The 18,317-nt window shown below is 58.3% G+C and carries 13 protein-coding genes and 3 pseudogenes; 4 read left to right on the plus strand and 12 right to left on the minus strand.

All coding sequences use genetic code 11. From position 1 onward, the window contains the following. Positions 1-16: 16 nt before the first annotated feature. Positions 17-1,744 carry a Ppx/GppA phosphatase family protein gene (locus ACVW0C_RS03295; RefSeq protein ID WP_457384333.1) on the minus strand — a complete coding sequence of 576 codons (1,728 nt, stop codon included), beginning with the start codon at positions 1,742-1,744 and terminating at the stop codon, positions 17-19. Positions 1,745-1,936: 192 nt separating this feature from the next. Between ACVW0C_RS03295 and thrS the strand changes: the two genes are divergently transcribed. After that, positions 1,937-3,748, plus strand: coding sequence for a threonine--tRNA ligase (gene thrS / locus ACVW0C_RS03300; RefSeq protein ID WP_457384334.1), 1,812 nt, complete (start codon positions 1,937-1,939; stop codon positions 3,746-3,748). Between the two features lie 107 nt (positions 3,749-3,855). Continuing rightward, positions 3,856-4,185 (plus strand): annotated as a pseudogene (locus ACVW0C_RS03305) (heme ABC transporter ATP-binding protein); the annotation flags it as partial. Here ACVW0C_RS03305 and malQ read toward each other — a convergent pair. From malQ to ACVW0C_RS03360, 11 genes and pseudogenes are all read right to left on the minus strand, one after another. Continuing rightward, entirely contained in the window at positions 4,182-5,783 is a 1,602-nt protein-coding gene (gene malQ / locus ACVW0C_RS03310; protein ID WP_457384335.1) for a 4-alpha-glucanotransferase, read from the minus strand. The pseudogene ACVW0C_RS03305 and the gene malQ sit on opposite strands and share 4 nt — an antisense overlap. A gap of 155 nt (positions 5,784-5,938) precedes the next feature. Further along, positions 5,939-6,811 carry a polysaccharide deacetylase family protein gene (locus tag ACVW0C_RS03315; RefSeq protein WP_457384336.1) on the minus strand — a complete coding sequence of 291 codons (873 nt, stop codon included), beginning with the start codon at positions 6,809-6,811 and terminating at the stop codon, positions 5,939-5,941. Positions 6,812-6,839: 28 nt separating this feature from the next. After that, a complete protein-coding gene (pyrE, locus tag ACVW0C_RS03320; RefSeq protein WP_457384337.1) occupies positions 6,840-7,463 on the minus strand; it encodes an orotate phosphoribosyltransferase in 624 nt (207 codons plus the stop codon). 195 nt (positions 7,464-7,658) lie between these two features. Beyond that, a complete protein-coding gene (locus tag ACVW0C_RS03325; RefSeq protein ID WP_457384338.1) occupies positions 7,659-8,204 on the minus strand; it encodes a GTP-binding protein in 546 nt (181 codons plus the stop codon). Between the two features lie 232 nt (positions 8,205-8,436). After that, entirely contained in the window at positions 8,437-8,988 is a 552-nt protein-coding gene (locus ACVW0C_RS03330) for a protoglobin domain-containing protein (RefSeq protein ID WP_457384339.1), read from the minus strand. Between the two features lie 54 nt (positions 8,989-9,042). After that, entirely contained in the window at positions 9,043-9,411 is a 369-nt protein-coding gene (locus ACVW0C_RS03335) for a roadblock/LC7 domain-containing protein (RefSeq protein WP_011433098.1), read from the minus strand. A gap of 28 nt (positions 9,412-9,439) precedes the next feature. Continuing rightward, positions 9,440-10,123: a DUF4388 domain-containing protein gene (locus ACVW0C_RS03340; RefSeq protein ID WP_457384340.1), complete on the minus strand. Its 684-nt coding sequence runs from the start codon at positions 10,121-10,123 to the stop codon at positions 9,440-9,442. Between the two features lie 387 nt (positions 10,124-10,510). Then, positions 10,511-11,462, minus strand: a pseudogene (locus tag ACVW0C_RS03345) (DUF4388 domain-containing protein). A gap of 282 nt (positions 11,463-11,744) precedes the next feature. Further along, positions 11,745-14,348, minus strand: a complete 2,604-nt coding sequence (locus ACVW0C_RS03350; protein ID WP_457384341.1) for a heavy metal translocating P-type ATPase — start codon at positions 14,346-14,348, stop codon at positions 11,745-11,747. A 168-nt stretch (positions 14,349-14,516) separates the two neighbouring features. After that, complete coding sequence (locus ACVW0C_RS03355; protein WP_457384342.1) at positions 14,517-14,936, minus strand: aldo/keto reductase; 420 nt, start codon at positions 14,934-14,936, stop codon at positions 14,517-14,519. Between the two features lie 291 nt (positions 14,937-15,227). After that, positions 15,228-15,826 (minus strand): annotated as a pseudogene (locus tag ACVW0C_RS03360) (aldo/keto reductase); the annotation flags it as partial. Between the two features lie 230 nt (positions 15,827-16,056). On the opposite strand from ACVW0C_RS03360, the gene ACVW0C_RS03365 reads away from it, so the two are divergent. Then, positions 16,057-16,584 carry a hypothetical protein gene (locus ACVW0C_RS03365; RefSeq protein ID WP_414329187.1) on the plus strand — a complete coding sequence of 176 codons (528 nt, stop codon included), beginning with the start codon at positions 16,057-16,059 and terminating at the stop codon, positions 16,582-16,584. Positions 16,585-16,630: 46 nt separating this feature from the next. Next, a complete protein-coding gene (locus tag ACVW0C_RS03370) occupies positions 16,631-18,265 on the plus strand; it encodes a CTP synthase (protein ID WP_457384343.1) in 1,635 nt (544 codons plus the stop codon). Positions 18,266-18,317: the final 52 nt, after the last annotated feature.

Below are 18,317 nucleotides of genomic sequence, written 5' to 3' on the forward strand. Positions count from 1 at the left end.
AGGATCCCCGAGAAGGCTAAACTGCTGCCTCAAAGGGATCGGCGCTGCGCTGGATCTGGGTAGAGAGCTTGGGGATTACCTGCAGGTTGAACTGTTGCTCGAAGACTTTTTTCTTCTCGTTTAAGCTCCACAACTCTAGGGCACAGTCGTCCTTGGGATGCCTGGGATCCAAAATCAACTCCATGCGGCGGGGGCCTTCTCCCAGGAGCTGAAAACGGCAGTGCAGGGCTTGAATGGCCTGCAGGCGGCGGCGATCCAAAGCACAGGCTATGCGCAGCAGGGGGCTCAGTTCCAGCACCACTTGGCGATCCCGCTCGTCGCTGAGGCGCTGGAAGTTCTCGTGCTTCTTCTTGGGAGGCGATTTGCGGTGGTAGCGGGCCAAGTTGGCGATCACCTCCACCTCTTCTTCGTTGAAGCCCAAGAGTTCTCCATGGCGGATCAGGTAGTAGGAGTGCTTGTGGTGGGCGGCATGGCTGATGAAGTGGCCGCAGTTGTGCAGCATGGCCGCCGCCCAGAGAAGAGCCCGCTCCCGGGATCCCCAGCCATGCAGGATGCCGCGGGTTTGATCGAAAAGGCTGAGGGCAAACTCGGCCACCCGCTCGGCATAGGGGATCTCCACCTGGTATTTTTCCGCCAACTTGAGGACGCTGCGCCGCCGCACCGAGCTGTGGTAGCGCAGCCGATCCTCAATCAGCCCTTGGCCGATCATCCAATCCACGATCAGCCCTTCCCGCAGAGCCCGTTCGCAAAACTGGATCCGCTCCACCCCCAGCAGGGTCATCACTTCTTCCAAGATGACCGCCCCGGCTAGGATGATCTCCCCCCGCCTTTCCCCCAGGACGGGCAGCTTTTGCCGTTCGGCCACCGTGAGGGAGCGCAGCTCTTTGATGTAGCCGCGCAGGGCTTCCAGGCTGAACTCATACCCCTGCAGGCGATGGGGGAGAGCGCCCAACCGACGGCGGGCATCCAACTGGGCCAGGCACTCGACGGTGCCAGAGGTGCCCACCAAAGGCAGGGATCCCTGTTGTTGTGAAGAGGCAAGGATCCGCTTCATCTGCTCGATGGGGGATTCCAGCATGCCGCGGATGTGCTGGCGCAGGGCTTGCAGTTCGGCAGAAGTGGGCGGGTCGTGGTGCAAAAAAGCCTGGGTCAGACGCACTGCCCCTACCTTGACGCTGCGCAGAAACTCCGGCTCTTGGCCATTGCCCAAAATCAGCTCGGTGGAGCCGCCACCAATATCCACCACCGCGTGCAGCCGGTTGTGGAACTCCATCGCCGAGAGCACCCCCAGGTAGATGCGGCGGGCCTCTTCCTGCCCCGAGATTAACTCCACCCGCAGGCCCAGCTCCCGTTCAATCCGCTTCAAAAACTCCAGCCCATTGGGGGCCTCGCGCACAGCACTGGTAGCCACGGCAACAATATCCTGCACCTGAAAGCTCTCAGCAATGCGGCAAAACCGCTCCAGAGCCGTCCGGGCCCGTTCCATAGCTGCAGGCGTGAGGGCGCCCGTCTGGCTGCAAAACTCCCCCAGCCGGACGGTGGCTTTTTCGCGGGAGATGATGGTGAAGCTAGGGATACGGGGATTGATGCGCACCACCACCATGTGGAGAGAGTTGCTGCCCACATCGATGGCGGCCAGAACGGGGGCAGCCCAAGATTCAGGACGAGAAGCCGGGCCGGTTTCGGAAACTGGGGGAGCAGAGGCGACAGGGCATTCCGTGAAGTCGGTGCGCGAAGAGATCATGGCTCGGGTAAGGGGGTCAACCCCTTTAGGATACTGTGTACTTTCCCCCCTTGTTCCGGGCCGAGTCGTGAGGTGAGGTTCGCGGTTGACTCGGCAAACAGGGGAATTGATTAGCTGGGGATCCCTGCCGCTCTCGCCCCAGCCTAAGATAGGGACACAGTATTTGATTTGTTTGTTTCAAAGTAGGTTCCGATGTCTCAGCCAGCCGAATCACCTCAGAAGGCCAACAGCACCCTCAAACTGCTGCGCACTCACGAGTCTCCCAAACTGGAGCGCATCCGCCACACCACTTCCCATGTCCTGGCTATGGCGGTGCAAAAGCTGTTTCCCAAGGCCCAGGTGACCATCGGCCCCACAACCGACTACGGCTTCTACTACGATTTTGACCATCCCGAGCCCTTCACGCCGGAAGATCTGGATCGCATCAAAAAAGAGATGCAGGCAATCATCAAAAAGGGCCTGCCGGTGATCCGCGAGGAGGTGAGCCGTGAAGAGGCCAGGCGCCGCATCGAAGCCCTCGGAGAACCCTACAAGCTGGAGATCTTAGACAGCATTCCCGAAGGGGAGGTCATCAGCATTTACCACTTGGGGAATGAATGGTGGGATCTCTGTGCCGGTCCCCACGTGGAAAACACCCAAGAGCTCAACCCCAAAGCTTTCGATCTGCTCAGCGTGGCCGGCGCTTATTGGCGGGGGGATGAAACCAAGCCGCAGCTCCAACGCATCTACGGCACCGCCTGGGAAACTCCAGAGGAGCTGAAGGAATACAAGCGGCGGCTGGAGGAGGCCAAACGGCGGGATCACCGCAAGCTGGGCAAAGAACTGGGTCTCTTCCTGTTTTCCGATGAAGTGGGTCCGGGCTTGCCCCTTTGGACTCCGAAAGGAACTACCCTACGCTGGGTGCTGGAGGATTTTCTCAAGCAGGAGCAGCTCAAGCGGGGCTACCTGCCGGTGGTTACCCCTCATATTGCCCGTGTGGACTTGTTCAAGATCTCCGGCCACTGGCAAAAGTACCGGGAAGATATGTTCCCCATGATGGCGGAGAATGAGCAGGATCGCGCAGCCGAACAGGGCTTTGTCATGAAGCCGATGAATTGTCCTTTTCACATCCAAATCTACAAATCCGAGCTGCGATCCTACCGCGATTTGCCCCTACGATATGCCGAATTCGGCACCGTCTATCGCTACGAGCAATCGGGGGAATTGGGAGGTCTGACGCGAGTGCGTGGCTTTACGGTGGACGATGCCCACCTGTTTGTCCGGCCCGATCAGCTGGAGGAGGAGTTTCTTAAGGTTGTTGATCTCATTTTGGTGGTCTTCGACAAGCTTAAACTCAAAGATTTTCGCGCCCGCCTCAGCTTCCGCGATCCCAAGTCGGACAAATATCTGGGATCCCCTGAGGACTGGGACAGGGCCGAGAATGCCATCCGTCGCGCTGTAGAGAAGTTGTCGATGCCCCACTTTGAAGGGATCGGCGAAGCAGCCTTCTATGGGCCAAAGCTGGATTTTATTTTCCGCGACGCCCTGGATCGGGAGTGGCAACTGGGCACGGTGCAGGTGGATTACCAAAACCCACAGCGCTTTGATCTGCAATACGTAGCTGAGGACGGATCCCGGCAACGCCCGGTGATGATCCACCGTGCTCCCTTTGGCTCGCTGGAGCGGCTGATTGGGATCCTCATCGAAGAATACGCTGGGGATTTTCCCTTCTGGCTGGCCCCGGAACAGGTGCGCATTTTGCCCGTTTCCGACCAATACCTGGGCTACGCCCTCCAGGTGCGGGATCAACTGCGAGAACACGGGATCCGCGTCCACATCGATGCCGACAGCGAGCGCCTGTCCAAAAAGATCCGCAATGCCGAGAAGGCCCGGATCCCCTTCATGCTGATCGTGGGGGAACAGGAACAGGCGGCAGGAACGGTGAGCGTGCGCCAGCGCCACGGAAAAGACCTGGGATCCCTGACGGTGGCAGACTTCCTGGATCAGGTGCAGGCGCTCAACTAGCCGGTTGCGGCAATGGAGGGCAGTGGAGTTTTCAGAACTTGAGGATCCCAGATGCCGGGGAGCTCAAGAAAGGGCCTAAATGTCCCTTTCTAAAGAAAAGCCAGCCGACGGCCGTGTTGACGGCCCGCCGCTATTCTGGCGGCAATGCCCAGAAGATCGTTGTGGGGCGGGAGCTTTCCTGTGGATCCAAGGTGCTGGTGGCTGCCCAACCGACGCGGGGGGTGGATGTGGGGGCCATCGACGCCATTCATCGGCGCATCCTGCAGGCGCGGGATCAGGGCATGGGGGTGCTGCTGGTATCGGCGGATTTGAATGAGGTGATCAGCTTGTCGGATCGCATTTTGGTGATCCATGAGGGCCACCTGGTGGGAGAACTCACGCCTGAAGAGGCTACCGAAGAACAGCTAGGGCTGCTGATGGGCGGGATCCAGCATTAGACGAGGCCGGGGGCAGCTTGAGAAGACCCTGCCGCCCGTTCTTGGGCTAGGGCTGCTCGCCGTTGCTCCAACTCTTGAGGAGAGATGCGCCCATAGGTCACGCTCATCTCGGCCAGGCGCTGGATCATGTCCTGCCGCAGCATGTCCTCGCGGTAGCGCCAGGCCCAGTTGTTCTCGGTGGTGCCGGGGAAGTTCATGCGCGCCTCTGCCCCCAAGCCCATCACATCTTGCAGGGGAATGATGGCCAGATCGGCTACGGAAGAAAGGGCTAGGCGAATGAGATCCCAATGGATGCCCCCGGATCCCTGGCAGCCCAAATAGCGCAGCAGGTTTTGTTTTTCCCACTCCGAGCGCTCCGGGTCATGAAACCAGCCCACCACCGTGTTGTTGTCGTGGGTGCCGGTGTAAACGACAAAGTTGCGCTCATAGGCATGGGGCAAATAGGGGTTATCGGGCCCGGAACCAAAAGCAAACAGCAGCACCTTCATGCCGGGCAAGCCAAATTGATCCCGCAGTTGCAACACCTCGGGCGTGATGTCTCCCAGATCTTCGGCAATCACCGGGATTTCCCCCAGCTTGTCGGCCAGGGTCTGAAAGAAATCTGCCCCCGGCCCTTTTTGCCACTCCCCTTCCACAGCCGTTTCTGCATCGCCTGGAATGGCCCAGTAGCTCTCGAAGCCGCGAAAGTGGTCGATGCGCACACAGTCCACCTGCTTGAGGATGGCCTGGATGCGCCGGATCCACCAGTCGTAGCCGCGAGCCTTGAGCACCTCCCAGTTGTAGAGGGGGTTACCCCAGCGTTGCCCAGTAGGGCTGAAATAGTCCGGCGGCACACCGGCTACCTGCAAGGGCTGTCCCCGTTCATCCAGGTGAAACAGCTCCCGGTTGGCCCACACGTCGGCACTGTTGGGGGCAACGTAGATGGGCACATCCCCAATGAGCCGCACTTGATGCCGATGAGCATACTCCCTTAGGGATCCCCACTGCTGGGCAAACAGATACTGCCAAAACATCTGCTCGGTAATGGCATCGGCATAGCGATCGCGAGCCTCTTGCAAAGCCGGCGGATCCCGTCGCACCAAGGCCGGATCCCATTGGTTCCACTCTTGCTCGCCGTACACATCCTTGAGGGCCATGAACAGGGCATAGTCCGGCAGCCAGTCGGCCTCGGCAGCGCAATAGGCTTGGAAAGCTTCCCAATCGGGGCCGGAAGCTTTTTCTTTGAAGGTTGCCCAGGCGCGGTGCAGCAGGCCCAGCTTGAAGGGGATCACGGTTTCGTAGTCCACCCGCTCGGCAGACCCGGCTTGGATCGTTGGCCATTGGGGCAGATCCTGCCAACTGTCGGGCTCTAGCCAGCCGGCTTTTACCAACAGCTCCGGGCTGATGAGCAGCGGGTTGCCGGCAATGGAGGAAAAGCTCATGTAGGGGGAGTTGCCCCAGCCGGTAGGTCCCAGAGGCAGCACCTGCCAGAGGCGCTGGCCGCTCTCCACCAGAAAATCCACAAACCGGTAAGCAGCCGGCCCCAGGTCGCCGATGCCAAATGGCCCCGGTAGCGAGGTGGGGTGCAAGAGGATCCCGCTGAGTCTGCCCATGCGCATGGCCAAGCCCTTTTGCTGAAGGTGGCTTCACCGCCTATGCTGTCACTTCCAGAGCCACGGTGGACAGCTCCAGACAAGACAAAATTAGAACAAAGTTAAAAAATGAGCAGGATCCAAGGCCAAGACGCGCTTTTCCCTCTGGCCAGGGGATCCCGTCAGGGCGTCTCAGGAGCAGGGCAGGCTTGGGCATACCAGTCGTAGAGGCCATCACCGGTGGTGAGCCAAGTCTGAGGGCGAGATTGGATGTGCTGCAAGGCTTTTTTCAGGGATCCCATCCGCAGCGGCTGCCCAACGATGAAGGGGTGCAGGCCAATGGCCATGATGCGGGGGGAGCGTTCCCCATCCTGCCAGAGTTGATCAAACTGGTCGATGAGGGCTTGGGCAAAGTCTTCTGCCGACAGGCGGGCGCTGAGACAGAGGCTGATGTCGTTGGCCTCCAGGGTGTAAGGGATCCCCAAGAGGGGGCCGGCGGCGGTCTGCAGCCAATAGGGTTGGTCGTCGTTTACCCAGTCGGTGGTGTAGCGGATCCCGGCAGCCTTGAGCAGGTCAAAGGTGTTCTCGCTAACGGAAAACCCCGGCGTCAGCCAGCCCCAAGGGCGGGATCCCGACACCTTCTCCAAAAGGGACAAACTGCGCTCAATGAGCTCCTGTTCGACGTCACGGGCCAGGCCGCTGTGGCCGGTGGAGTTGTTCCAGCCGTGGGCCAGCACCGACCAGCCGTATTGGCGGATCCCTTCGATGATGGGGGGGTAAAGATCCACCATTTCCGCATTCAAGGCCGCCGTCACCGGGATCCCCAGCTCGGCAAACAGCTCAAACAAGCGCCAAATGCCCACCCGATTGCCGTAGTCCCGCCAGCCATAGTTGGCGATCTCAGGGGAGCTGGTGAGATGGGGTTGAATGGCTGTGCCCAGCTTGCCAAAGGTGAAGTGCTCGATGTTCATCACCACGTACACAGCCACCCGCGCCTGATCCGGTAAGCTCGGCAGATTTCGGCTGGGCAGAGCTGAGTAGGCAGGGGGCAGCATGTCCGCTCTCCAGATACTCCATACCAACTTAGCGGGCAAGCCGGCCTTCCGATCCTCGGGTAGAGGATACACAAGCCCGCACCTCTTCAAGGGTGAACAGGCGGCGAAACGGGATCCCTGCTTCTCGGTAGCGGTCTTCTGCCCCTTCCAGCCGATCCACCAAAGCGAGGATCCCTTCCGCCCAGTAGCCGGCTGCCCGCACCCGTTCGACAGCCTTCAAAGCAGAACTGCCGGTGGTCACCACATCTTCCAGGATCCACACCCGACTGCCTGCCGGCAACTCCGGCCCCTCGATCCAGGCTTGCGTGCCGTGCCCCTTGGGCTCTTTGCGCACGATTAGGGCGGCTAGGTTGGCAGGCTCAGCCCTCAGGGAGGCCAAACTCACCGCCGTCACCAGGGGATCCGCTCCCAGCGTCATCCCGGCCACTGCTTCGGTTTCGGGCGGCAACAGTCGGTGCAGCAGGGATCCCACCCAATAAGCCCCCTGGGGGTGAAGGGTGACCGGCTTGCAGTTGATGTAGTAGGGGCTCTTCTGTCCAGAAGTGAGGGTAAAGGAGCCTTCTCGATAGGCCAGTTGGGCAAGGAGGTACAACAGTTTCTCCCGCGCTGCCTCTGGGGAAAGGGTCAGGGGAGAGCAGTCAAGAAGCAACACAGCGGGGATCCTCTTGGTTCAATGGCTGGCAAGAAAGATCACTCAGGACATTTCATTATGCGGCAAATCTCCACCGAATCCAATCTCCCGTTTTTCGGCTTCACGGGAGGGATCCCTGTCACGCAAAAGATACGCCTGTCTTGGCTAGGGCCAATGTTGCTGAAGTTCTAGACCGGCGGATACCTGAAAATCTGTTCAAACAACCACCTGGGGCATCATTTGCTCAACCAACAGAAGCAACGTGTTGGCAACAGAAGCCGGCTCTTGGGCATTCAAAGTGGTGTGGGGAATCGCGCCATCTTGATTCCCCAAAATTAACAAAATGTCTTCTGGATCCCACGCATTGGGTTGATCGACGTGGGTGATCCCAATCACGCAGGGGGCACTTGTTCTCACCTTCATAAAAGATTGAATGGCTTGGGCATTGCGAAATTGACCCGGCAGGTGCGCGGGCACCAGGAGGACATAACCGTGAGCGCGCTTAATCAAAATATCCCACATAAAGTTAAAGCGAGACTGGCCGGGAGTACCGTAGAGATGCAGCCACATCTCTTCTTCCTCCTCTCCAATCCTCAAACGGCCAAAATCCATGCTTACCGTTGTGGTTTTCTTCAGTTCTGCCACCTCGTCTGTTGCTTTGCAATCGGTGTCTACTACCTCAATCTCGCTAATCGTGCGAATAAAGGTAGACTTTCCAGCTCCCACCGGCCCTGTTACAACAATTCGCAAGATATTTCCCATAAACTGGCCTCAGACTAAGCTCTAGCGACAAAGCTGAATAAAACTCGGGGGAGTGCACCGATGTGCCGCACGGGAGGTAAAGCTATCTCCAGGTTGCTTCTAAGATAATCTAAAAAAGATACCAACGCCAGCTCTGCTCCAGAGGGATCCCAGAAACTCAAGCACCTCAGCCCAAGAAGGTAGAGAAATTAAGCAAGTAGAGTAAGCAAGAGCCCACTCTAACTCAAACAACTCAAATTAAACTGTTGGCACCATTGGCAATTAACCGTTTGAATAAAGCCTCGCTCATGCCTGTTTCCTGTTGCATGGCGTTATAGGCCACCTCAAGGTAGGCTTGCTCAATAAAGGAGAGGTCAATCATACAGACCTTGCTCAAGCTGGTGCGCAACTGCTCAGGCTTGCCTTCTTTCACCAACCGCCGACTGACCTCCTGCACAACTGTGGCCATAGAAGGTACAACATGTTGGGGGCCGATGCCAACGCGCACATGAACTATGCCGATTTTCCAGCGGCGATCCGCATACTGGGGGCCCCAATTGTCCATGCCCGTAAACATTTCCTTGAACCAGTCGGCAAAGGTTTGGCCCAGCCGCTGCCGGTTGTGCTTGGCTATCACTGCCGCCATTTCGGCATCGCGATCCAGATAGCCGTAAAAGGCGTCTGACATTTCCGCCGCGATACTGCCGCCCCAGTCAGCACTTTGCTGCAAAACTTTCTTGTCATCATCTGTGAATTGCGTGCGCGAGATCAGGACTTGGAGCAGCTCAGAAGGTTTAATGGCCATACTTCCCTCAACGTCAGGACAGAATCAAAAACTTAGCCTCCACATTTGATTTTCTTACTTCATTGCCTCTGCAATGCTTGCCGCGACTCGCTTAATTTCCAAAAAAAGCAAGCCCTGCTTGACTTCATGGCTGGCAATTGTCAGCAAGACAGCATCGGGGCCACAACTGGTTAAAACCCCGTATCCTTTTTCCCCCTGTACAAAAACTCTCTCTATGGCTCCGCGCCCTAGCTCTCTCCCAATCCGTTCGCCCAAAGAAAGCATGGCAGCCGACATAGCAGAGGTTCTCTCTTCATCCATACCCACAGGCAATGTGGAAGCCAAAGGTAACCCGTCAGGGGTGACCACTGCTGCTCCCTGGACTTCTGGCGTATTGGCAACATAGCTCTGGAGGATCGCCTGCAAAGAGGACAGATTAGCCATCCTACATCTCCCTAATGTCCTTATGCTTTTACTTTTCGCGAATGCCCTTGAGGAGGGTGGCTAATCGACTGACCAGAGAAGGCTTGACGGGGCCGCCCTCATCCTGGAGACCAGGCACCCTTGCCCCCAGCCTCTCCCTCACCGGCTCGGGATTCACCTCCTCAGCAATCGACGGCAGTTCGGTGCTGGTACGCCAAAAGCAACTATCGGGTTCGGGCAGGTCTTTTTCGGGGCGTTGCTCCAGCTTGAGCTGCTGCAGGGCTTCCAGGACAGCAGCGGTGGCGCTTTTGCTGAGGCCAGTCATTTCTAGGTAGGGCATGGGCACGTTGGGCAGGAAGCTGAACTGGCCGGATTCGAGGGCGAAGAGGCTGTAGAGGCCGGTTTGCAGTTGATGGCGGAACAGCTTGGCCAGGGCTGCTGGGGTAATCAACCCTTGCCGCTGCAAGCAACGCCCCAGAGGCTCTTCCGAGCCGCAAAAGGAAGCCAGCTTCTCGACCACCCGATCGCTCACCAAGCAGGAATGGGCCAGCAAGCTCTCCAGGCGGTGTTCTTCTTGGGGGGGTAGGGCAGCAATGACCCGACCTTGGTAAAACCAGATCCTGTAGATGCCGCCGGGCGCCCAGATAGAGAGCTGTCCTGTTTTGCTGCCTCTCTCGATCAGTTGCAGCAGATCGGGCAAGGAAAATTCTTGGAGGTCTCCAACTATGGCCATAAGAACTCTCTATGAACCTCGCTTCGATGGAATGGGTGAAAAGCAATACTCAAACAACCCTGCAGACCCCCCCATTTTCGTACATGGCTTCTCAGGCAACAACCGTGTATCAACGACTACACTTATTGTAACTAGATACTTCGACCGTCCGCAATTGCACTTACGGTTTCAGAAAATCTGTCAAGGAATACAATTACTCAGCGATCCCAAGCCCCTTCTAGAAGGCTTGCAACCGCTTTTATTTTAGCTTTATGCCGCAATCATGTTGCTTCGTAAACATGGAGTTCCTGAATTTATTGTTCTTTGAAGGGAAAGAGAGAGAAAAGTTGCAGATTCTTCAATTTCTTTACGAAGCCAGAAAAGCCTAAATTATGTCTTAGGTTTGCTTCACTTTTCGCGAATGCCCTTGAGGAGGGTGGCTAATCGACTGACCAGAGAAGGCTTGACGGGGCCGCCCTCATCCTGGAGACCAGGCACCCTTGCCCCCAGCCTCTCCCTCACCGGCTCGGGATTCACCTCCTCAGCAATCGACTTGGACAGCTCCCAGTGACCAGACCGAGCCAGAACCGTTGGCCCCTCACAAGGGCTGATCAACCCCAGCTTGGCCAGACGGGCGCAGGCATAGCGCACCTCCAACAAGTCGGCCCCCAGGGCTTGAGCCAAAGCCGTCAGCTTGCGGGAAGGCGACACCTGCTCCAGGATCCCCCACTCCAGCGCAGAAAGTTTGAACAGAGGCAGTTCGGTGCTGGTACGCCAAAAGCAACTATCGGGTTCGGGCAGGTCTTTTTCGGGGCGTTGCTCCAGCTTGAGCTGCTGCAGGGCTTCCAGGACGGCAGCGGTGGCGCCTTTGCTCAGGCCGGTCATTTCTCGGTAGGGCATGGGCACGTTGGGCAGGAAGCTGAACTGGCCGGATTCGAGGGCGAAGAGGCTGTAGAGGCCGGTTTGCAGTTGATGGCGGAAGAGCTTGGCCAGGGCTGCTGGGGTAATCAACCCCTGTCGCTGCAAATAACGCCCCAGAGGCTCGTTTAGGGGGTGAGGGCAAGCTGAGCGAGTTGAGGCGGCAACTTCCTGCTCGCACGCCAATCTGGGGTCAGCCAGCAAATTCTCGAGTTGAGGCGGCAACTTCCTGCTCGCACGCCAATCTGGGGTCAGCCAGCAAATTCTCAAGACTATGCTCTGGTTGGGGCGGTATGGCCGTAACCACTCGACCTTGATAAAACCAGATCCGGTAAATACCATTGGGAGCCCAAATGGACAGTTGGCCTGTTTTCCTGCCCCTTTCTATGAGATGTAACAAATCGCATAGGGAAAACTCCTGAAGGTCACCCACCATGGCCATAGTTCTGTCCTCTCCTGTGCTTTCTTCGACGACCAACTTTCTCAGTAATTGTACGGTTTTCCTTTTGCTAAGGAAGTAACTGAGTGCGAGAGCCTTTGAGTTAAATTGGCTCAATTCTACACTCGGGGTTACAAAAATTCAAGGATAGTTAACATTGTCAGGCAAACTCGATCGAAATGGACGAAGCTCCCCTTAAGATTTGGCAAAGATATGTAGGGGATTCAGTGAAACTTCTGAAATAGCAATGAACTGTGACAGAAGATTTGCAGGTTTTGATGATTCTTAGCGCGAGTTGTAAGGGGATCCACTGAATACAAGAGTTCGCCTCAAAAGGAGTGAATTGAGGATTACACTGAGGGAACTCAAGGCCATGAGACCCCCAGCGATTGCCGGGCTAAGCCCAATGCCAAAGGGGGGTAGGAGCACGCCTGCTGCCACTGGGATCCCCACCAGGTTGTAGCCAAAGGCCCAGAGGAGGTTCTGCTGGATCTTGCGGAAGGTGGCGCGGCTGAGGCGGATAGCTTCCACCACATCCCAGAGGCGGTTGCGCATGAGGATGATATCGGCGGTTTCTAAGGCCGCATCAGTGGCTGAGTGCAGGGCGATGCCCACATCGGCTTGGGCCAAAGCCGGAGCGTCGTTAATGCCATCGCCCACCATGGCCACCCTCTGACCCTGGGCCTGCAGATCTCGGATGACTTGAGCTTTGTCTGCCGGGTAAACCTGGGCAATAACGCGGAGACCTGGCACTTGCAGAGCCTCAGCCACCTGGTGGGCCACCTCCGCCCGATCGCCGGTTAGCAAAACCACCTGCAGGCCCATTTTCCGGAGCTGTTGCAGCGTTGCCTGCGCATCGGGCCGCAAGGGATCCTGGGCTGCCAGCAGCCCCACCAGGGATCCCTCTAGAGCCACGCCCACCACTGTTTTGCCGGCTGCCAATAGCGCCTCGGCCTGGGCCTGCGCCTCTGGGGAAATTGGGATCCCCAGAGCAGCCAGACCATCCAGGGATCCCAACACCACTTCCTGCCCTTCCACTTGGGCGGCGACTCCTATCCCCGGTTGGGTTTGAAACTCGCCGGCGGAGAGCAACGGCAAACCCTGGGTGCGGGCGGCTTGCAAAATGGCTTGCGCCAGAGGGTGGCGAGTGCCGCTTTCCACTGTGGCCGCCAGTTGGAGCAGGCGATTGGGATCCAGGGAGGGGTCAAGGCTGAGACAGTCCGTCAGGTGGGGATCCCCTTGGGTGAGGGTGCCGGTTTTGTCGAAGACCACCGTTTGCAAGCGATGGGCTTTCTCCAGAATATCTCCCCCTCGGATGAGCAAACCCCGCTCGGCTCCCAAGCCAGTACCCACCAGGATGGCCATCGGCGTAGCCAATCCCAAAGCACAGGGGCAGGCCACCACCAAAACGGCAATGGCCATCTTGAGGCTGCTGAGCAGGGGTGTGGGGTGAGGGGGATGGTCACCCAGATGCAGATGGGAGTGCAGGCTGAACCCCTCCAGGACAAAGTGCTCCGCACCGTCGCTCCCCCAAAGCGGGATCCCAATCCAGTACCAGAACCCAAAGGTGAGAATGGCCAGCGTGACCACCCCATAGGTGAAGTAGCCCGCCACCTGGTCGGCTATCCGTTGGATGGGGGCCTTGCGAGCTTGGGCCTCTTCCACCAGGCGAATGACCTGGGCCAAGGTGGTGTCTTTCCCGGTGCGCGTCGCCCGGCACAGCAGCAACCCCGATTGGTTCAGCGTTCCCGCCACCACGGGATCCCCCGCTTGTTTCAGCACCGGCAAGGGTTCCCCTGTCAGCATCCCCTCGTTGACCGTGGCCTGGCCGGCAATGACTTCTCCATCCACCGGGATCTGTTCGCCGGCCCGCACTTGGAGCCAATCCCCCACTCGCACCTGTTCGACAGGGCACCATTCTCCGGTTTGGGATCCCAGATCCAGGTTCCCCTCTGGGCTGGAAGCCAGAGATCCCGCCTTCTCTGCAGGCTGAACCCGCCGAGCCAAACTGGGACACAAGCTCACCAGCGATTGCAGGCTGCTGGCCGCCCGCAGGCGGCTGTGCTGTTCCAAGGCCCGTCCCAACAGGATGAAGCTGAGCATCATGACGGGCTCGTCGAAAAAGCACTCCCAGCCCACCTGAGGGGCCAACAACCCCACCAGACTGGCCAGGTAGGCCGATCCGGATCCCAGGGTAACCAGGGTGTTCATGTTGGGGGCCAGCCGCCGTGCCCCTCTCCAACCATCCAGGACAATGCCGCGAGCTGGGCCGACAAAAGTCAAGGTCGCCAAGCCCCAGTGCAGCCAGACATCATTAAGGAGGGGCAAGCCCAGACGGGCGAAGAGATCCAAGTGTCCGGCGGCAGAAATCAGCAGCAAAAAAGCGGCGGTGAGCGCTTGGCGAATGTGGTGTCGGGTCTGCTGTCGCTGCCGAGAGAGGGGATCCGCAGGCACATCCAAGGCTTCTTCCCACCCACTGGGAGGGGAAGAGGGATCTTGAGAGTGCTCCGCACTGCTGACGCGAACGGAACTCCCGCCGGAGAGGGCCTCACCCTCTGAACTGTAGCGGCTGGGAAACCCTGCCTCTGTCAAAATCTGGGCCAGGTGCTGCGGGTCGGGCCGGATCCCAGGGGCAAACTCCACAAGGGCCGACTCGGTAACCAGGTTAACGCTGGCTTTGACCACCCCCGGCTGTCTCAGCAGGGCCTGCTCAACGGTGCGAACGCAGCCGGCACAACTCATGCCCCCCACGTGGAGAATCAGGGATCCCGCCTGAGAAGGCGCTGTGGGCCTATCTTGGCCAGCTGGATCCCTTGGCCTGTCTGCCTTATGGGCCTTATGGGTCAGAGTGCTCCGCACCGCTGACGCGAATGCATCTGGGATGGCCATCTTTGTTCTCCCGTGGTTAACAGCCCCCTCGCCCTACTGGCCAGTTATGTAGCGGTAGGACAGAGCTCTACATCCCATTTTTTGCCAAACTCAATCGTAGGACTGGGATCCCGGCGACAAAGTGCTCCCCACCGCTAACGCAAACGGCAAGGGAACAGAAAGCAACAACTAGGCAGCGCGGGCAGGCGGGGACATAAAGCTGGGGGGAATGGACTCGGGAACATACCTTTGCAAAATATCCTCGATGGTCTGCATCGCTTCCGCATCCAGCGACCAGCCCCAAAGGCCGGATATCGCTTCCAGATGATGGGGTTTGCGCGCCCCCCACAGTGCCACACTCACCCCTGGTTGATCCAGCAGCCAGCGCACCGCCAACTGGGCCAAGGTCTTGCCATAGCGATCCTGAGCAAACTGGCTCAATGCCTCTGCCGCCTTTAGGTACTGGGAGTAGCGCGGTTCAACAAACTTGGGGTCGATCCCGGCGCGCATGTCCCCTGGGGGGAAGGTGGTTTGCGGCGTCATCCGTCCGCTCAGCAGACCTCGGCAGAGGGGACTGTACACCAAAGTGTGAATGCCGTGCTGATACATTTACGCTGAACACTGCTGAACATCACTGTTCAACTATGCAGCGATAGCATTCTGCTTGTTTCCATTCGCGTCAGCGGGACGGAGTCCAAACAGAATGGCGGTATCCCGCAAAGCTTTGAGTAGAATACCCAAAGCGCAGTTTCCGTGTCGTCTTACTACCAATTTTCTGCTTTGCTTTGGCTACCATGTTGGCAGACTCGAAAGTAAACAGAAAGATCAACTGGTAGTAATCCGTACTGAACATATTATACATTATTTTCAGTATAGTTGAGCTTATTATTGACTAGAGTCATGCTCTCGACAGTAGGGCAAGACCTCTGCTTCAATCTGCCGCTCGAACAGGTTGTAGGGGGGCTGGGCGGTGTGCAGAGGAGCCACCTGGCGAAACCGATCCATCTGTTCGGGGGAAAAGTTGCTGACCCCAATGGCGCGGATCTTGCCCTGCTGCAGCAACTGCCCCAGAAACGCCGCCGTTTCTTCGATCGGTTCCAAGGGATCCGGCCAATGAATTTGGTAGAGATCGATCACATCTGTTTGCAAGCGGCGCAGAGAATCCTCCAGTTCTTGGGCCAAGCAAGGCAGGCTGGAGTTGCGCACCACTTTGTTGTTTGTCCACTCCAGTCCCGCTTTAGTCCCGCTTTGGTGGCGAGAACCACCCGATCGCGGCAACCTGAGTCTTTGATCGCTTGCCCCAGCACTTCCTCCGAAACACCCAGTCCGTAGATGGGAGCGGTGTCGAAGGTGGTTATGCCCAAATCAATGGCTTTGCGAATCGTGGTGTAAGATTCCTGGCGGTCGGAAGGGCCCCACCAGCCGCCGCCCATCGCCCAAGTGCCCAGGCCCACCCGGCTCAACCTTAGCCCTGCATCTGCGAGGGTGACGAACTCCATGGCTGCTCCTGCTGAACCCCGATCCTCCCACTGTGGCCAGGGATCCTCTCCAAAAATCTAGCAGACATTGCTGACAGCAGCCGAGGTTGCGTGAACGACCCAAGCCTGTGACCGGGGTTGGAAGGAGAGGAGAGGCTTTTGACTCTGCTGTTGTAAGGAACTGAATCGATAGGATCCCCTTCAAGAGCTGCAGCGTCTCTCAACCCAGAACTTTTGCGAGGAATGGCTCCATGAAGCCCACTTTTCTTGTCTCTACTGTCAGCTCCGTCGGTATGGCTCTCCTGTGGGGATCCCTTCTGGCTGGAAGGGCTGCCCAAGCGCAGGTGATCACCCCTCTTTTCCCCTCTGGAACTCCCATCCCCGTCGAACCCTTGCCCCCCAGTCCCGATATTCCCACCCTGCCCATTGTGCCGGATCCCCGGCCTGTGCCGGCAACCCCTGCTCCCCAGCGACCGCTGCCCAGGGGGAGTTTTGAGGAGATCAGCCGCTACTTCCGGGATCTCAACCGCGCCAAAAACCTGGCCCGTCAAGCTGCCGAGATCGCCAATGGGGGCCTACAGCGCTATCGCGCCGAAGCTTCCATGCACGGGGCAGCCATCGACTCGCCGTTTGAAGAGTTTGAAGATGCTTGGATCTTCACCTTCCGGGGGGGAGAGCCCGGCTTTGTCCAGCCCAGCATTGAAACCCAGGTGCGGGTGGACAGGCGCACCTTTCAAACCACCATCCTCTACAACGGCCCCATCCGCTCTCTGCGCTGAGGGATCCCTGGCATAATCAAAAGGCAAAAGGGAAGGGATCCAGGCCATGACCAAGTTTGTCTTCGTCACCGGTGGAGTGGTCTCCAGCATCGGCAAAGGCATTGTAGCGGCCAGCTTGGGTCGCCTCCTCAAATCCCGCAACTACACGGTGTCGATTTTGAAGCTGGATCCCTATATCAATGTGGATCCCGGCACCATGAGTCCCTACCAGCATGGAGAAGTGTTCGTCACCGACGACGGCGCCGAGACCGACCTGGACTTGGGCCACTACGAGCGCTTCACCGACACCAACATGTCTAAGCTCAACAACGTCACCACCGGCTCCATCTACCAGGCCGTGATCCACAAAGAGCGGCGCGGCGATTACCAGGGCAGCACGGTGCAGGTGATCCCCCACGTCACCCAAGAGATCAAAGAGCGGATCCGGCGAGTGGCCCGCGAGACCAACCCCGATGTGGTGCTGGTGGAGGTGGGGGGCACGGTGGGGGATATCGAGTCTCTGCCCTTTTTGGAGGCCATTCGCCAATTTCGCAAGGATGTGGGCCGCGCCAATGTCGCCTATGTGCATGTCACCCTGGTGCCCCTGATCAAAGCGGCAGGGGAGATGAAAACCAAGCCCACCCAGCACTCGGTGAAGGAGCTGCGCTCCATTGGCATCCAGCCGGACGTGTTGGTGTGCCGCTGCGAACAGCCATTGCCCCGCGGGATCAAGGAGAAGATCTCCGAGTTTTGCGATGTGCCGGTGGAATGTGTGATTCAGGCTCAGGATGCCCCCAGTATCTACGATGTGCCTTTGGTGCTCGAGCAGGAGGGGTTGGCGCAGCGGGTTTTGGAGATCCTCAACTTGGATCCGCAGCAGCCAGATCTACGGGAGTGGGAGCTCCTGGTGCAGCGGCTGCACCACCCCCAAGAGCAGGTGGAGATTGCCATTGTCGGCAAATACGTGCGCCTTACGGATGCCTATCTTTCGGTGGCCGAGGCCCTGCGCCATGCCGGGTTGGCCCTCAATGCCGGCGTCACGCTGCGCTGGATCTCTTCTGAGGAGATCGAAGAGCGGGGACCAGAGGCATTGCTTTCCGGCGTGGATGGAGTGGTGGTGCCAGGGGGGTTTGGCAATCGCGGCATCGAGGGCAAAGTGGCCAGTATTTGCTACGTGAGGGAGCGGGGCATTCCCTTTCTGGGCCTGTGTCTGGGCATGCAATGCGCGGTGATCGACTGGGGATGTCACATTGCCCAACTGGAGCGGGCCAATAGCTATGAGTTTGATCCCGATACCCCCCACCCTGTCATCAGCCTGCTGCCGGAGCAGAAAGATGTAGAGGATCTGGGGGGAACCCTGCGGCTGGGCCTCTATCCCTGTCGTATCATGCCCAATACCCTAGCGGCCAAGCTCTACGGTGAGGCCATCATCTACGAGCGGCACCGCCATCGCTATGAGTTTAACAATGCCTACCGCAGCCTTTTTCTGGACTCTGGTTATATCATCAGCGGAGTCTCGCCGGATAACCGCTTGGTGGAGATTATCGAGCTGCCCAGCCACCCCTTTTTCATCGCCACCCAGTTCCATCCGGAGTTTCGCTCCCGCCCCAACCGCCCCCACCCCCTCTTTTTGGGGTTGATCGAAGCTGCCCTGCGCAGCCGCCCTCAGCCTCACCCCCTGCAGTTGCAGAAGATGGGCTAGTTGACAGATCCCTTGTCCAAAAGTGGGGGCACGCCTCTGGTCCTGGTTCTGC

The sequence above is a fragment of the Thermostichus sp. OS-CIW-26 genome, assembly GCF_054058395.1.

What these genes read in the sequence shown, in the direction of transcription:
- thrS (WP_457384334.1), top strand. Translation starts at nt 1,937, where the DNA reads ATGTCTCAGCCAGCCGAATCACCTCAGAAGGCCAACAGCACCCTCAAA.
- ACVW0C_RS03365 (WP_414329187.1), top strand. Translation starts at nt 16,057, where the DNA reads ATGAAGCCCACTTTTCTTGTCTCTACTGTCAGCTCCGTCGGTATGGCT.
- ACVW0C_RS03335 (WP_011433098.1), bottom strand. Translation starts at nt 9,411, where the DNA reads ATGGCTAATCTGTCCTCTTTGCAGGCGATCCTCCAGAGCTATGTTGCC.
- malQ (WP_457384335.1), bottom strand. Translation starts at nt 5,783, where the DNA reads ATGCGCATGGGCAGACTCAGCGGGATCCTCTTGCACCCCACCTCGCTA.
- ACVW0C_RS03370 (WP_457384343.1), top strand. Translation starts at nt 16,631, where the DNA reads ATGACCAAGTTTGTCTTCGTCACCGGTGGAGTGGTCTCCAGCATCGGC.
- ACVW0C_RS03340 (WP_457384340.1), bottom strand. Translation starts at nt 10,123, where the DNA reads ATGGCCATAGTTGGAGACCTCCAAGAATTTTCCTTGCCCGATCTGCTG.
- ACVW0C_RS03330 (WP_457384339.1), bottom strand. Translation starts at nt 8,988, where the DNA reads ATGGCCATTAAACCTTCTGAGCTGCTCCAAGTCCTGATCTCGCGCACG.
- ACVW0C_RS03325 (WP_457384338.1), bottom strand. Translation starts at nt 8,204, where the DNA reads ATGGGAAATATCTTGCGAATTGTTGTAACAGGGCCGGTGGGAGCTGGA.
- ACVW0C_RS03350 (WP_457384341.1), bottom strand. Translation starts at nt 14,348, where the DNA reads ATGGCCATCCCAGATGCATTCGCGTCAGCGGTGCGGAGCACTCTGACC.
- ACVW0C_RS03315 (WP_457384336.1), bottom strand. Translation starts at nt 6,811, where the DNA reads ATGCTGCCCCCTGCCTACTCAGCTCTGCCCAGCCGAAATCTGCCGAGC.
- ACVW0C_RS03355 (WP_457384342.1), bottom strand. Translation starts at nt 14,936, where the DNA reads ATGTATCAGCACGGCATTCACACTTTGGTGTACAGTCCCCTCTGCCGA.
- ACVW0C_RS03295 (WP_457384333.1), bottom strand. Translation starts at nt 1,744, where the DNA reads ATGATCTCTTCGCGCACCGACTTCACGGAATGCCCTGTCGCCTCTGCT.